Genomic DNA, 15,961 nt, shown 5'->3' with positions numbered 1-15,961 from the left:
TAAATTTTAAGTAAAATCACTGAATAATGACAGATCTGAAAAAATTAAATTAACTAAATTATTCAATGAGCTTTAGACATTAAAAAGCCATTAGAGAAAAACTTGAATAATTTAATTAACAATATGCCTTGATTATTAAACTAACATATAGAACTGTGAAATTTGTTTGCAAATGTTGATAAAAGTAACAAAGGTAACAAAGCCACGAATTTTTCGAGATCCCACTCACTTACTGTAAAATTAAGTTCCGTAAAGCATTCAATAACTCTGTTTCTGTATAAGGTTTGGCTAAAAAAGTGGAGCAACCCAAATCGTTGATTTCATTAAGCTTACTGGTGGATGCCAGCCCACTTGTAACGATAAATTTGAGTTGAGGATTAATTTTTTGTAGAGCGCGAATCGCAGTAATTCCATCCATTTCAGGCATCATAATATCGATTAAAACAAGATCAATCTTTTGGTGATGTTTGGCATAAAGAGCGATCGCCTCAATTCCATCATTAGCAGTAATAGTTCTGTAATTATGTTCTTCTAAAGAAATTTTGGCGATTTCTCTAATTAAAGCTTCATCATCTACAATTAAAATTAATTCACCATTCCCGTTAGATATCTCTATTTGATCTATAACATCTGTTTCCTCTCCTTCGACACTAGGTAAAAACACTTTAAATTCGCTGCCTTGGTTGAGAGTGCTAGAGACTCGAACAAAACCGCCGTGATTTTTGACAATTCCTAAAACAGTAGAAAGACCTAATCCTGTGCCTTGTCCTGGTTCTTTTGTCGTAAAAAAAGGGTCAAAAATACGCTCTATAATTTCTGGTGCAATCCCTGTTCCCGTATCAGTAATTGTAATAACTACATAAAACCCTGTGTGCGCTTCTAGCTCCATGCGAGAATAGGTATCATCGATTAAAAGATTTTCTGCCATTAAAGTTAAACTCCCGCCTTCTGGCATCGCATCGCGGGCATTAACAATCAAATTCATGAACACTTGATGCAGTTGGGTAGCATCAGCATAAACTGTCCATAAATCTTGCCTAGAACAATTCAAATGTACTTTAATCGATTTAGGAAAAGTTTTTTGAGCAACTTGGATCGTTTCCCGTAAAAGAGGCTTAATTTGTACATAAGTTCGTTTTCCTTCCTCTCCATCTCCACAGGCAAACGAGAGAATTTGTTCAACCAAAGAAGCACCGCGCCGACTACTATCTTCAATCATCTTCAAACGTTCTTGAGTTTGAGTTTCTAAAAGAGGAAATTTTTGTCGCAGTAGGTGAGCGATAAACAAAATCGGTTGCAGAATATTATTAAGGTCATGAGCAATACCACTAGCAAGCGTGCCTAGACTTTCTAATCGTTGAGCGCGGTAAAACTGCACTTCAAGGTGTTTTTTTTCGGTAATATCGGTATTAACGATGAGGATCGATTGAGGATGTCCCGCATCATCCCGTACCAAAGTCCAGCGACTCTCCACGATAATAGTCCTGCGATCTTTAGTCAGTTGTTCTAATTCCCCATACCAAATATTTTTTTCAATGACCGCATTTAAGTTAGGTTCAAGTTCAGCAGAAATGTTGTTGTAAAATAATTCATTGGTGGTTTTTTGCTCAGTTTCTGCAACACTCCAGCCATATAAACGTTCAGCCCCTTGACTCCAAAACAAAAGGCGATGCTCTAAATCGCAGACGAAAATTGCATCACTTGAAATATCGATGAGTGCTGCTTGTTGTTGAATTTTCCGCTCTGCCTGTTTGCGATCGCTAATATCCCGGAGTAACCAGCGCAGACCAACCGGCCGTCCTTGAGAATCCTTCATACAGGTCATTGCCAGAACAGCAAAAAAAGGAGAACCTATCCTCGGATGAATGCACACTTCCCAATCTTGTACAGGTTGTAACCGAGCCAATCGAGTTCTAAAAGTTTCACGATCTCCTTCAGCAATAAAAACCGCTAAAGGTTTACCAACAAGACGGCTTTGCGGGACACCGAGCAAAGTAGAGGCCGCCCGATTCGCCTCTCGAATTTTTCCATAAACATCAGTCACCAAATAACCATCAGGAGCTTCCGAAAACAAATCCTGATATCGTTGGCTTTCTGCTTCCGCCAATTCACGAGCAGCCATCAACGCTTCATTTTGTTGGCGCAGTTCTTCTTGAAAAACTTGGAGCTCATGAAGAGCCACTTGTAATTCCTGATTCGCGCTTGCTAATTGTGCTGTCCGTTGGCTCACCCGTTTTTCCAAATAATTTTGAGCTTGCCGTAGTTCTTCTTCTATTCGTTCACGCTCGACTAATTCACTTTGCAACTTTTCGTAGAGGGAGGATTGCTGAATGGCAATACCCACTTGCATAGCCAGTTGTTGTAACCATTCGATTTCTTCGGGCAGCCATTGGCGAGGAGCTTGGCAATGATGGGCAACCAGCAACCCCCAGAGATTTTCTCTTTGCAGGATCGGTACGACCAAATTAGCCCTAACCTGAAATTGAGCTAATAATTCAATATGACACTTTTCAATCTGGGCTGTGTAGATATCTGAGATTGCTTGTACCCGTCCTTGACGATAGCGTTCTACATAGCTCGATCCTTCTTGGGGTTGGCTGAAACAGGGATCGTGAATTGGCGTTGATAAAATAGATCTCCAATTGGGGTTAATAGATTCGACCGCTATTTCACCACTCCAGTCGGGTTCAAAGCGAAAGATAATTACCCTATCGGTATCCAGAAATTGCCGCACTTCTTGAGCCGTCGTGTTAAGAATTTCATCAAGATGAAGAGATTGGCGAATACGTTCTAGCATATTCATAACCAATCGCTGTCTAAATAGCTGTTGTTGTAAGGCTGTTTCTGCCTGTTGGCGAGCTATGATTTCTCTTTCATGCTGACGATTTAACCGTTCCCGCTCAACCGTACGAGCGACGATCCTTTGTAGCATTCCCGCTTTGATCTTGCTCTTAATTAGATAGTCAGATGCTCCCCCTTGAAGCGTGGCGATCGCTAATTCATCACCATGATTGGCTAACATGATCACTGGTAGATCATGTGTACCTCGAATGGTTCTCAACTCACTTAATACTTCTAGCCCATTAAGTTCACAGAGGGCATAATCTAAGACGATCGTATCAGGAAATTGCTCGGAACACATCAAAAGTGCTTGTTTTCCAGAAGCCGCCTCTAAAATTGTGTAGGTGTGTTGTCTATCTTCTAGTAAGTAGTTACGGTAAGTTTGTCGGGCTTGTTGCTCTTCATTAACAAGCAGAATTGTCAATGGTTTTTGAGACATGATGATATGAAGAATCTTAGCTGATTTAAAATCAGTAATGAATGAAAGAAATTTTCACCTATGTAAGGTAAGTTTTACACAACCTAACAAAGTTTCCTCAAAAAGTAATCATCTCTAGAGCATAAATAATGAGTTTTGGTCAAAACATGAAAATAATAAGAGATAACACCAGTAACTCTTATTAAAATAACAAATGATGTCATCATATTTAGCTAAATAGCTCTCAAAAGTGCCATCTACAGACGTGATATATTGCGTCTCTACTTGATTAAATCGGATTTGGGATGATTAAGCGATGAATTCTTGATTAATTGGGTTTTTTGGCGTAACTTCTTGGGCGGCTAAAAAACTACTTAGACGATCGATCAAGTAATTACTTTCAGAGAGGGCGCGGTGAGCATCTTGTCCAAAAATGCTACGAGTTGTCTCAAAGGTTTTTTGTAATGCAGCTTGGTCATTTTGCTTGAGCATTTGAGCAACCCGCCTAATTGTAGCATCTAAACGAGCGATCGCGTTTTGGTGTTGTGGAGTACCTAACATCAGCTTAAAAGATAAAGAACTATCTTGAGCAAACAAGCGACTCACCATATCGAGTTGCATTCGATAGAGAGGGCTGGCAAAATTCAAGGTACGATCTAGATCGATCCCTTCTTCGGCTATAAATACACCGAGGCTGAAGGCGACAAAATGACGGACAGCTTGAACACTTGCCATCATGCGATCGTGTTCTTCTGGCGTACAAAAGCTTAATTTTCCCCCTTTTTCCTCGATAAAGTCCAAAAACCACTGACAAGCTTCGAGATTACGCCCAGGGCAAACAATAACATTCTGTCCTAAAAACGACTGTACCCCTGGCCCAAACATTGGATGTAAACCCAAAACTGGGCCAGGATGATGCGATAGCATTGCGGAGACAATTGGTGTTTTAATGCTAGTCAGATCGACTAAAACCGTAGAAGGATCGAGAAATTGACTCGCTTTTTCAACAACCGCTAACGTCTGTTCAATGGGTACAGCGATCAACACTAAGTCTGCTTGTCCTAAAAGTTGTGGAGCATTCGACCAATCTCGACCCAAATTATTGACAAAACATTGATTATGTGATAGTTGCTGACCAAAAAAGAGACCCATTTTACCACATCCACCAATAATGGTGATCCGTCGTTTGGGTTTACTCAGATCACAAACGCCATTTTCTGCCTGAAATAAAAGAGTAATTTGTTCTTCCAGTAGTCGGATCAATTCTCGGTTAATCGTTGGTAGCATTTCCATTTCCCTACAAAAATGTCTTAAATCAAAACGGGTACAAGTTGTTCATGACGATTGATCGCTTGGCTGATAATCTCCATTTCTCGACTCAGATAGTCAAATTGTTCTAGAGTCAGAGATTGAGGCCCATCTGATAAAGCTTGGGCAGGTGTAGGATGCACTTCAATAACCAGCGCATCTGTTCCCGCAACGATCGCCGCTTTAGACATGGTAGGAACAAAGGCAGAAATTCCCGTACCATGACTAGGATCGATCGCAATGGGTAGATGAGTTAGCGATCGTAATACAGGAATCGCACTAAGATCTAAAGTATTGCGAGTATATTGACGATCAAACGTTCGGATTCCTCGTTCACAAAGAATCACATTAGGGTTTCCCGATGCCAAAATATATTCAGCCGCCATCAGCCAATCATCGATTGTCGCAGCCAGACCTCGTTTGAGCAAGACAGGCTTAGATTGTGTCCCCACTTTTTTAAGTAGGGTAAAGTTTTGCATATTACGCGCCCCAATTTGCACAATATCGGCAACTTCGGCAACACGTTCGATATCGCTTGTATCCATCACCTCTGTAACAATTCCTAAACCCGTTGCTTGTCGTGCTTGCCATAACATTTCTAAAGCACTTTCACCGTGTCCTTGAAAAGCATAGGGTGAAGTACGAGGTTTATAAGCTCCACCCCGTAAAAACTTAGCTCCTGCGGCTTTCACCCGTTGAGCCGTTCTGACGATCATCTCTTCATTTTCGACAGCGCAAGGACCGGCGATCGTTACGACGGGGTGGTGTTCACCAAAGCTTACTGCACCATTGGGAGTAAGTACAATCACCTCACTGGCTTGTCCGTGATAGTATTCTCGACTCGCTCGTTTAAAAGGCTTCTCGACGCGCAAAACCCGCTCTATCCAAGGGCTGATTTCTTGGAGTCTCATCGGATCGAGGGTAGCCGTATCGCCAATTGCGCCGATAATAACGTGATGTCGTCCGACAACGGTTTCGGGTTTAATATTCCAACTCTCCTGTAATTCATGAGAGATGCGTCTGATTTCTTCTTCTGGGGTTCCTTTCTTGATGACGAGAATCATAACTGAATTCCTCAAATTGTGATTTTTAGGTTAGAAATTAACTTAATTGTTCGTTTGCTCTTTCGCACCATGAGAGGTTTAGTGCAGTTGCGCCCAAGTTTTAGCCACAGTTTGTACGTCTTTATCCCCCCGTCCTGAACAATTGATCACCAGACGAGGACTCCCTTTTAATTGAGGGCAAAGGGTTTCTAGATAGGCGAAAGCGTGGGCTGTTTCGAGAGCCGGAATAATCCCCTCTAAGCGTGATAGACGCTCGAAAGCTTCGAGAGCTTGTTGATCGGTTACGCTATAGTATTCGGCTCGTCCATACTCTTTTAGATAACTATGTTCTGGCCCCACTCCAGGATAATCTAATCCGGCACTAATGGAGTGAGCTTCGATCACTTGGCCGTCTTCATCTTGTAAAAGATAACTCATTGCTCCGTGTAGAACGCCAATACGTCCCCGCGTTAGAGTTGCCGCGTGTTTTTCTGATTCTATTCCTTCGCCACCTGCTTCGATGCCAATTAATCGTACTGTTGGTTCATCGATAAAGTCGTGAAATAATCCGATCGCATTTGAGCCACCACCGACGCAAGCCAGTAAGATATCTGGTAATCCTCCCCATTTTTCTAAAGCTTGAGCGCGAGTCTCTTGGCCGATCATGGCATGAAAACTTCGGACAATGAGAGGATAGGGATGAGGGCCAGCAACCGAGCCTAAAATATAGTGGGTCGTTTCGACATTCGTCACCCAATCTCGAATTGCTTCTGAAGTAGCATCTTTGAGCGTTCCCGTTCCTGCAGCGACGGGGTGAACCTGCGCTCCCATTAACTTCATCCGAAAGACATTAAGGGCTTGTCGTTCCATATCATGAATGCCCATATAAATAATGCACTCTAAACCAAAACGAGCGCAAGCTGTGGCGGTGGCGACTCCATGTTGTCCGGCTCCAGTTTCAGCAATGATACGCTTTTTACCCATCCGTTGCGCTAAGAGAACTTGAGCAAGAGCGTTATTGATTTTGTGCGCTCCTGTATGGTTTAAATCTTCTCGTTTGAGATAAATTTGTACTCCCGTGCCATCAGGACGGCTGTAATAGTTGGTTAGGCGTTCGGCAAAGTATAGAGGACTCGGACGACCGACATAATCCTGCAAAAGATGATTTAATTGCGATTGAAAGCTCGGATCATCTTGATATTGCCGAAATATCGTCTCAAGTTCCAAAAGAGCGGGCATCAAGGTTTCTGGAACGTATTTACCGCCAAACTGACCAAATCGCCCTAAAGCATCGGGTCTTTGATGAGTGTTGAAATCTGTTTGTATGCTTACCATATTTTTAGTAAAAAGTCAATATAGCTTAAACTGAAATAGCAATTTTGGGCGTATCGAGGACGGTTTTCAGTTCTCGGCAGAGGTGGCCTACCGCTTGTAATCCTTCTGTTGGCGTACCTGTAGCCAAGCGTTGCACAAAAGCACTACCAACAATGACGGCATCAGCCCCCCATTCCCTGACTTGCTGTGCTTGTTCTCTACTAGAAATCCCAAACCCAACTCCAATGGGTTTATCGGTGATTTGTCGCATTTGCCCCAGTAACTCTTTAACTCGTCCTTGCAAGTTGGATCGTATTCCCGTTACACCCGTAACACTCACCAAATAAATAAAGCCACCCGACTGAGTTGCGATCGCTTTGATTCTTTCTGTTGAACTGGTGGGCGCAACCAATAAAGTTACTTCAATTCCGACTTCCGAAGTCACTTGCAGTAAATGAGAAGCTTCTTCGATCGGCAAATCTGGTACAATCAGACCTTCTACTCCCATACGAGCGATCTGTTCGACAAATGAGCGAATACCGCGATTTAAAATCGGGTTATAGTAAGTAAACAGAATAATCGGCGCTTTTATACTAGAACTGGTCATCTGAATTACTTCTAAAACCTCCTCTAAGCGAGTTCCTCGTTTTAAAGCGTGAGTCGCTGCAGCATGGATCACGGGTCCATCAGCCAAAGGATCGGAGTAGGGAAAGCCCAACTCGATAAAATCTGCTCCATTGTCGTCTAATACCCGTAAAACTTGGGCAGTTGTCTCTAAATTGGGATCGCCTGCGGTGATAAAAGGAATTAGGGCGCAACGATCCTGTTGTCGTAACTTTTCAAAGGTGTCAGAAATAATAGTCATTGTGTTATTAGAGATTAGATAGGTAGAGACACGCTATGACACGTCTTATAAGTGGAAAATTGATCATGATATAAATCTCTGATCGCTTGTTCTAAATCGGGTTGTCTGATGAGGCTTTCACCCACTAGAATTGCAGTAACACCCGCTTGGGCGACTCGCTCTAAATCGTCTTGAGTGAAGATACCTGATTCGCTAACGATCTTAATTCCTCGTTGACTGAACTCCTCACCGTATGCGTTCATCAGTTCTTCTGTCGTGCTTAAATCGACTGTAAAATCTTCTAAATTTCGATTGTTTATTCCTAATAAACGGACTCCCATAAAATTTAAAACCCGTTCACACTCAGAAAAGCTATGTACTTCGAGCAGTGGTTCCATCCCCAAGTTGTGAGTTAAATCAATTAAATCTTGTAAATCTCGATCGCATAAAATAGCAGCAATCAGTAGAACAGCATCCGCCCCTCTAGCACGAGCTAAATAGATTTGATAGGGGTCGATGATAAACTCTTTACACAGTAGCGGTAAGGAAACTCGTTTACGAATCGCCTGTAAATAAGTAAAACTACCACCGAAAAAAGTACGATCGCACAGTACCGACAAACAAGACGCACCGCCCTGTTCATAGGCTACAGCAATACTAAAGGGATCGAAATTATCCCGTATGATTCCTTTACTGGGTGATTCTCGTTTGACTTCAGCGATTAAACTTGGTTTAAGAAAACTTTGTTCAAGAGCAAAAATAAAATTTTGGTTCCGAGGGAAATCTTGAAGCTGAGTTTGCAATTCTCTAAAAGAAAGTTGAGTTTGCATTTGTCTGACTTCTTGCTCTTTATGCCAAACAATTTTTTCTAAAATATTGTGTGGTTGGTCTTCACAAGATGCAAGCGTATAATTAGTATTCGTTGGAAAACGGCGGCGAATTAACATAAAACTTACATTAGTTCAGTATTTGTCGTAATTGGAGTAGATAAAGGCGTAATATCTTCAGTTTTGGCGTAGTATTGCATGACATTCTTAATAATCGATAAACCAATCTGACCAGCTAGAGTCATAATTGATTCTGGATGGAATTGAACGGCAGCAATTGGTAAAGTAGAATGTTCGATCGCCATAATTACATCGTCTTCTGAAACCGCCGTCACCCTCAGTTCTGACGGTAGATGCTGAGGCAGGGCAAACAATGAGTGATAGCGCCCAACTTCAAAAGAAACGGGTAAATTTTTAAAGAGTGATGAATTAGGATCGCTGACAAAAATACGAGATGTTTTACCATGTTGAGGATAATTGAGTACCCCCAATTGTCCGCCCAAAGACTCAACAATCCCTTGTAATCCCAAACAAACGCCAAATATCGGTAGTTTTTGAGCAATACAGGTTTGGACTGTGGTCGGAACACCAAAATCTTTAGGTCTGCCAGGTCCTGGAGAAAGAACCACTAAATCTAGGGCTTCTGGGTCTAAAAGAGACTCATCAAAGCCATGACGTAGTGTTGTAACGATCGCTCCCGCCTGACGCAAATAATTAGCCAGCGTATGAACGAAAGAATCTTCATAATCAATAAGAAGAATACGCTTAGATAGAATAGTTGGTTCAGTCTTTAAACCTGTTGTCGTTCTAAAAGATGGCTGTTTAGCTTGGTGTAAAGTTTGAAATAAAGCCGCCGCTTTAGTTATTGTTTCTTGTGCTTCGGCTTCTGGTACTGAGTCAAAAAGAACGGTTGCACCAGCGCGCACTTCAGCCACAGAATTTTGTAAACGAATCGTTCGCAGGATCAAACCCGTATTGAGATTCCCGTTAAAGGCAAAATAACCAACCGCACCGCCATACCAACGACGTACACTCCGTTCGTGTTGTTCAATAAATTGAATAGCCGCTCGTTTGGGCGCACCTGTCACAGTCACCGCCCAAGTATGGGTTAAAAAAGCATCTAGGGCATCAAATTCGGGTCTTAGAATGCCTTCAACATGATCAACGGTATGGATCAGATGGCTGTATAATTCGATCTGACGACGACCAATCACTTTAACTGATCCTGGTTCACAGATGCGCGACTTGTCATTGCGATCGACATCAGTACACATCGTTAACTCGGCTTCATCCTTATGGGAATTCAGCAACTGTCGGATCTGGGCTGCATCACTAATCGCATCTTCACCCCGACTGATCGTACCGCTAATCGGACAGGTTTCGACACATCTCCCCTCAACTCGCACGAACATTTCTGGAGATGCCCCAATTAAATATTCACCTCCTAAATTGAAGATAAATCCATAGGGACTAGGGTTAATTTGCTGTAAGGTTTGAAATAATTTACTAGGAGCTTCTTCGCAGACTCGATAAAAACTCTGACTTGGCACGACTTCAAATAGATCCCCACGACGAAAGTATTCAAAGGCTGTTTTTACTAAATGGGGATATTCATCTGGTAAGCAGTCAGATACTTGTGTTAGTGGAGTTTGTTGTCGTCGTCCTCGATAATTGATTGTTTCGCCTGTGTGGGGCATTCCTTGGGTATTGCCAAAGCAGGTCTCAAAGTCATATTGTATTTGATAGGCTCGCTGTAGATAGTAGTCTACGATCGTTAACTCATCGGGAAGATACATGACTAAATCCCTTTGGTCATCGGGACGAGAGCGACTCTGAGTAATTGATTCAAATTGGAAAACCAGATCGTAACCAAATGCGCCATAGAGTCCTAAATTTTCGTCTTCTTGACTGGCAAAAAGTTGACTTAGGATACGAATGAGAGTAAAAACGGAGGGTTGTTTACTTCTTTCTTCTTCTGAAAAAAGTTGGTTTGTTTTCTGGATCGAACCTGTAATGCGATCGCTCTGTAGGATAACTTCTACTAATTGAGGATGATTGGTGATACTTTGGGCAATATAAGGGAGAAGTTGCTTACCGCGTTCGTTATGCGCCTTCAAACTAAAATTGTGATCGCGGGTAGTTAGTTCCAGAGGAGGATTAATAAAACCGATCGCCCATCTTTTGTACCGCCCCGGATATTCATAACTACTAGCTAATAAGCCCCCTCGTTGTGTATCGAGAGAAGATAGAATCTTTTCTAGTGCAGTGTTGCTCGTAATTTCTTTGGTAAGACGGGATATCTGAATACCGCCTTGAGTAACGTAGCTATGGGATTGTGTAGTCATTTAATGTCCCTAACCTACTTTAAAAAAATGAAGCAATATCTATACTTTGCTTGTAGAATTTAAAATATTTTATTTCTACAAATTACATTTTTTTTAGTTTATTAATTGCCAGCTTAATAAGTTTTTTTTGAAGTAACAATATACAAAGTTTAGATTTGACTTTAAGATTTATAGTTTTATAATTTTTGTTGTAATAAGCACATTTTTTTTGAATTAATCAAATTTTATCTCTCTAAAGATGGAATTTTTTTGTTAAATTATTTTTGATTAAATTATATGATGCTCATATAGATTTTTAACTTTTTTAATTATGAACAAAAATATTTATGATTTGAACTTAATTTTTTACAATCTTAAGATAGAGTAAGTTTAAAAATTATCTATACCTTTAGACAGATTGAATTAAAAAAATTGTTAATATACTAATTTGCGGAAGTGTTCGATAACCCTTAAATGCGGCATTTTAACCTATAACAGAGAAGACGGGCAATGATGGAAGAGAAAAAATAGTCAAGAGTAATATTATTGAGCTAAACAGAATCATCTCTCCAAGTTTACCTCATTTAATAATAAATTAAAAATTGTTTCGAGGAATACATTTTAGTGAATCCAAAAAATCGTCACTTCAAACGAAAGATAGTTGATTGTTTCCCTGAAATATATTTTATAAGCTGCAATACATGAATAAAGTTTTGCTTTGATTAAATTCTTTAAGCAATCGAGGATGATTTCATACTTCACAACGACGGTAATTGTATTGATTAAATAAATCAACAATTAATAAATACAAAACCTAGTAGTAAGTATTAAATCAAGAAAATCATAGCAATTTTCTAGAGGTTTTATGTCTCAAAGCAACGGAGAAAATCCTTTAACTAATATGCCCATTTTTGGTGTGGGTGATGGCAATTTTCCCAATGGAAATCTCCCGCCTTTTGCTGGTGGTGGTATTCCGTCTTTTGTAGGTGGTGGCACTTGGCCGATCGATGGTTTTGAAAGTAACAACAATCAAACCACAGGTAACGGTAACTGGTATTTTAATAGTGATAACCAAACTACAGGAAATGGTAACTGGTATTTTGGCAATGGCAACCAAACCATAGGTAACGGAAATTGGTATTTAGGGAACGATAACACGATCGCAGGTAATGGCAATCGTTCGAGTGGAAGTGGTAACACTATTACTGGTAACGGCAATCGTCCTGATGGAAATGATAATAACCTAACTGGCAATCGCATCAGCATTAGTGAAGACAATCAAACCATTTTCGGAAATGGCGATCGCTATTTTGTGATCGATAGTAACGGTAATGTCACTCTGGTTAATGACGCAACAGCAAGCGATAACGATCGTACCTATGAGTTGAATTTTCCTGATGATAGCGGTGTCTTAAACAGCAATCCTTTTTTAACAGCAATGAATACTAATAGTAATACTGATGATAATACTGGCGGTGATAACTCCGAGTTATTAGAACTGCTTCGTCAAAGTCCTTTCGGTCGTTTGTTCGATATCCCTGGTTTTGAAATTGACAGCCCAGAAGATATCTTTGGTAATGTCGGTGGCGGTGGTAATCCCTTTCCCGGTGGTGGGGGTGGTATAGGCGGCAATCCTTGGCGAGATTGGAATCCTCTAACTGATGGTAATCCTTTCATTGATGGAGACGAACCAGAAATCAGCAGCAGTAGCACTAGCTTAGGTGGCGGTGGTAATCCCTTCGGTGGCGAAGAATTCGATACAACCGACGGCGATTATCCAACCCAAGAAGATTATGTTTTCGACTTCGATTTCTCTGGGGATTATCCAACCCAAGAAGATTACCAATATGATTTCGATGATCTCACAAATGGAAATTCCGTTAATACATCGAATGTTGCTAATGACGATTTGCTAAATGGTGACTATCCTACCGCAGACGATTATAACTTCACTTTTGATTTCTCTGGATATCCCACCGCAGATGATTACACCTATGATTTTTCAAACATTGGTGATTTCTTTAACGGAGAAAATCCGTTTGGTGGAGGTGGTAGCTTACCGTTTCCAGTGGGAACCGACGTTAGCGGTGGTCTTTGATTTTTAATGACCCAACAACTATATATCTGGAAAAACAATGGTTAAAGCTCAATCTCGATTAACATCGCAAAAAACGATATCAGCCAAAAATTTCACCTTTGATGGGAACGGGGAGACTATCTCTGTAACAGTTGCCCAAGCGATCGTCAAAGTGCTAGAAAATTTAGGTGTCCGTCAAGCTTTTGGGGTTTCGGGTGGAGCAATGGCCACTTTGTGGGCGGCTCTATCTAATAGTCCTTTGATTCAAGTCATCCATTGCCGTCACGAGGGCGGTGCGGCTTTTGCAGCCACAGAAGCTTACTTTGCTAGTAATCGTCCTGTAGTGGTCTTTACAACGGCAGGGCCTGGTATTACCAACGCCTTAACGGGACTGTTAGCCGCACGAGATGAAGGAGCTAAGGTTATTCATTTATCCGCTTGTACTTCAGCCCCACAGCGCGGACGTTGGGCAATCCAAGAAACCAGCAATTATACCCTACCCCAAGAAGGTATTTTTACTTCAGGAACGCTGTTTCACGAGGCAACGGTCTTAGAGTCTCCGAAGCAATTACCCCAGATTGCTCGTCGGTTGGCTCTAGGATTGGCTGGAATAGGGGGATTTGTCGCTCATATCAGTATTCCAACTGGAGTACAATCGATGCCTAGCGAAATTCCTTTACCATATATTTATCCAGATGTCAAGTTATCTGTTCCGAGTAACGATACTATTCTCGAAGTTGCCCAGTTACTCCAAGATGGCTCATTTGCGATTTGGGTCGGTTTTGGGGCGCGTCATGCAGCCGATTTGATCCTTCAACTTGCCGAAATCACAGGGGCGGCGGTAATGTGTTCGCCTCGTGGTAAAGGGATTTTTCCTGAAAGCCATCCCCAATTTGTCGGGGTAACTGGTGTGGGTGGTCATGAGTCGGTCATGCAGTATCTACATGATCACTCTCCGCGACACATTCTAGTTTTAGGAACGCGCTTAGGTGAACCGACCTCATTTTGGAGTGAAGCAATGATACCTCCTGAAGGATTTATCCATGTTGATATTGATCCGAAAGTGCCTGGGGTGGCTTATCCGATGGCGACAACCTATCCTGTGATTGCTGATGTCGAGATCTTTGTTGAAGCTTTGCTAGATGCTTTACCGATCAAATTGCCTCAAATCTTGTCTTTTCCCAATCCCGAAACTATCGAGATTGATACAGTTACTGAAGATTTAGATTTAGTACGACCTGAAGTATTAATTGAGGCGATCCAGCGCATTATTGTTGATGGTAGTGATGCCCTTGTTTTAGCAGAATCAGGTAACTCGTTTACTTGGTCAACTCATCTATTGCGTTTCGATCAGCCCCATCGCTACCGCGTTAGTACGGGTGTGGGTTCGATGGGTCATAACGTGACGGGTGTAGTCGGTGCTGCATTAGGACGAGGCGGTAAAGCGGTGGCTATTGTTGGTGATGGGGCAATGCTGATGAATAGCGAAGTCAGTACAGCCGTTAAATACCAAGTTCCTGCCGTTTGGATCGTCCTTAATGACGCTCGTTACAATATGTGCTATCAAGGAATGTCCTTACTCGGATTAACGGGAGCAGATGCCACGATCCCACAAGCTGATTTTGCAGCGATCGCTAATGGCATGGGTGCCGAAGGAATTCGCTTAGAACGAGAATCCGATTTAGAAACCGTTCTACATCAAGCAATGGCTATCTCAGGCCCAGTGGTTATTGATGTGTGCATTGACCCGATGCGTCTTGCACCGTCGAAAGGTCGCAATAAGAGTTTGAGTGTTCAAGGCATTAAAGCCACAAAAGAAGAAAAACAGATCTCTTTTCCCTTAGTGTGAGCAGGAGAAAGTCGGGTGAATCTTTTTGAAACAGTTACAGGAATGGGACATGAGCAAGTTTTGTTTTGCCATGACAGCGCGTGCAATCTCAGGGCAATCATAGCGATTCATAATACCAGTTTAGGAACGGCAATGGGAGCGACCCGTCTGTGGCCTTATGCGAGTGAGATAGATGCTCTTTGGGATGCGCTGCGTCTGAGTCGTGGCATGACTTATAAAGCTGCTTGTGCCAATATTCCTGTCGGGGGAGCTAAAGCGGTCATCATTGCCCATCCCTCCGATAAAAATAAAGAATTATTGCGAGCTTATGGACGATTTGTCAATCGTTTGCAAGGCCAATTTGTCACAGGTCAAGATGTCAATCTTTCTCCCGAAGACGTTCGAGAAATCTGCCATGAAACCCAGTATGTAGTCGGCCAAGAGGAAAAATCGGGCGGCCCTGCACCAGTGACAGCAATGGGGGTTTTATTGGGGATGGAAGCGGCGATCGCTTTTCGTTGGCAGCAGGAAAATCTCGAAGGATTGAGGGTAGCGATTCAAGGTTTGGGAAATGTGGGTAAACACCTCTGTCAATACCTACATGAACAGGGAGCTAAATTAACTGTCTGCGACCTTGATCGAGCTAAAACGGATGATATTAAACGACTTTATGGGGCTACAGTGGTCGATTCCAAGGATATTTATCACCAAGAAGTCGAGATTTTTTCTCCCTGCGCTTTAGGAGGCGTTCTTAACAGTTCAACGATTCCTAAAATTAAAGCTTCAATTATTGCGGGTGCCGCTAATAATCAACTCGAAGATGAACGATTGCACAGCAAATTATTGCAAGAGAAAAATATTCTTTATTGTCCTGATTATGTCATTAATGCTGGAGGTTTAATTAATGTCTATCACGAGATGAATGGTTACGAAGAGTTAAAAGTTTTTCAACACTTGAACAATATTTCTGACAGTCTTGAGCAAATTTTTATTCGAGCTAAAAATCAGGAAATGACCAATCATCAAGCGGCTCAATCCTTAGCTGAAGAGCGAATACAACAAGCTAAAACAAGATTCATGCAAAAGACTACATCATCAAACGGACAAGTTTTCCCCCATTTTATTCAACCCATTTAG

At 41.7% G+C, this 15,961-nt stretch carries 10 protein-coding genes; 3 read left to right on the top strand and 7 right to left on the bottom strand.

Annotated elements, in window-relative coordinates; translation table 11 throughout:
• Nucleotides 1–229: 229 nt before the first annotated feature.
• From C7H19_RS05880 to C7H19_RS05850, 7 genes are all read right to left on the bottom strand, one after another.
• Entirely contained in the window at nt 230–3,280 is a 3,051-nt protein-coding gene (locus C7H19_RS05880) for a response regulator (protein ID WP_106455953.1), read from the bottom strand.
• Nucleotides 3,281–3,568: 288 nt separating this feature from the next.
• Nucleotides 3,569–4,546, bottom strand: coding sequence for a prephenate dehydrogenase/arogenate dehydrogenase family protein (locus tag C7H19_RS05875; protein ID WP_106455985.1), 978 nt, complete (start codon nt 4,544–4,546; stop codon nt 3,569–3,571).
• A gap of 23 nt (nt 4,547–4,569) precedes the next feature.
• Nucleotides 4,570–5,631: a 3-deoxy-7-phosphoheptulonate synthase gene (gene aroF, locus C7H19_RS05870; protein ID WP_106455952.1), complete on the bottom strand. Its 1,062-nt coding sequence runs from the start codon at nt 5,629–5,631 to the stop codon at nt 4,570–4,572.
• A 78-nt stretch (nt 5,632–5,709) separates the two neighbouring features.
• Nucleotides 5,710–6,945 carry a tryptophan synthase subunit beta gene (gene trpB / locus C7H19_RS05865; protein WP_106455951.1) on the bottom strand — a complete coding sequence of 412 codons (1,236 nt, stop codon included), beginning with the start codon at nt 6,943–6,945 and terminating at the stop codon, nt 5,710–5,712.
• Between the two features lie 25 nt (nt 6,946–6,970).
• Complete coding sequence (gene trpA, locus C7H19_RS05860; protein WP_106455950.1) at nt 6,971–7,789, bottom strand: tryptophan synthase subunit alpha; 819 nt, start codon at nt 7,787–7,789, stop codon at nt 6,971–6,973.
• Between the two features lie 14 nt (nt 7,790–7,803).
• Complete coding sequence (gene trpC, locus C7H19_RS05855) at nt 7,804–8,715, bottom strand: indole-3-glycerol phosphate synthase TrpC (RefSeq protein ID WP_106455949.1); 912 nt, start codon at nt 8,713–8,715, stop codon at nt 7,804–7,806.
• 5 nt (nt 8,716–8,720) lie between these two features.
• Nucleotides 8,721–10,940, bottom strand: a complete 2,220-nt coding sequence (locus tag C7H19_RS05850) for an anthranilate synthase (RefSeq protein ID WP_106455948.1) — start codon at nt 10,938–10,940, stop codon at nt 8,721–8,723.
• Nucleotides 10,941–11,784: 844 nt separating this feature from the next.
• Here C7H19_RS05850 and C7H19_RS05845 point away from each other — a divergent pair.
• Genes C7H19_RS05845 through scyB form a run of 3 tightly spaced genes read left to right on the top strand, consistent with a single transcriptional unit; the run spans nt 11,785 to nt 15,961 of the window.
• Nucleotides 11,785–13,017 (top strand): hypothetical protein, encoded by a 1,233-nt coding sequence (locus tag C7H19_RS05845; protein WP_245927327.1) that lies wholly within the window; start codon nt 11,785–11,787, stop codon nt 13,015–13,017.
• 37 nt (nt 13,018–13,054) lie between these two features.
• Nucleotides 13,055–14,845: a thiamine pyrophosphate-binding protein gene (locus C7H19_RS05840; RefSeq protein ID WP_106455947.1), complete on the top strand. Its 1,791-nt coding sequence runs from the start codon at nt 13,055–13,057 to the stop codon at nt 14,843–14,845.
• 15 nt (nt 14,846–14,860) lie between these two features.
• Nucleotides 14,861–15,961, top strand: a complete 1,101-nt coding sequence (scyB, locus tag C7H19_RS05835) for a tryptophan dehydrogenase ScyB (RefSeq protein ID WP_106455946.1) — start codon at nt 14,861–14,863, stop codon at nt 15,959–15,961.

The organism is Aphanothece hegewaldii CCALA 016, assembly GCF_003007785.1.
Lineage (GTDB): Bacteria > Cyanobacteriota > Cyanobacteriia > Cyanobacteriales > Microcystaceae > Chroococcus > Chroococcus hegewaldii.
This window is presented reverse-complemented; position numbering and strand designations above follow the sequence as displayed.

Excerpts from the sequence above, each read along its gene's own strand:
- C7H19_RS05880 (WP_106455953.1), bottom strand. The coding sequence starts at position 3,280 with ATGTCTCAAAAACCATTGACAATTCTGCTTGTTAATGAAGAGCAACAA.
- C7H19_RS05875 (WP_106455985.1), bottom strand. The coding sequence starts at position 4,546 with ATGCTACCAACGATTAACCGAGAATTGATCCGACTACTGGAAGAACAA.
- aroF (WP_106455952.1), bottom strand. The coding sequence starts at position 5,631 with ATGATTCTCGTCATCAAGAAAGGAACCCCAGAAGAAGAAATCAGACGC.
- trpB (WP_106455951.1), bottom strand. The coding sequence starts at position 6,945 with ATGGTAAGCATACAAACAGATTTCAACACTCATCAAAGACCCGATGCT.
- trpA (WP_106455950.1), bottom strand. The coding sequence starts at position 7,789 with ATGACTATTATTTCTGACACCTTTGAAAAGTTACGACAACAGGATCGT.
- trpC (WP_106455949.1), bottom strand. The coding sequence starts at position 8,715 with ATGTTAATTCGCCGCCGTTTTCCAACGAATACTAATTATACGCTTGCA.
- C7H19_RS05850 (WP_106455948.1), bottom strand. The coding sequence starts at position 10,940 with ATGACTACACAATCCCATAGCTACGTTACTCAAGGCGGTATTCAGATA.
- C7H19_RS05845 (WP_245927327.1), top strand. The coding sequence starts at position 11,785 with ATGTCTCAAAGCAACGGAGAAAATCCTTTAACTAATATGCCCATTTTT.
- C7H19_RS05840 (WP_106455947.1), top strand. The coding sequence starts at position 13,055 with ATGGTTAAAGCTCAATCTCGATTAACATCGCAAAAAACGATATCAGCC.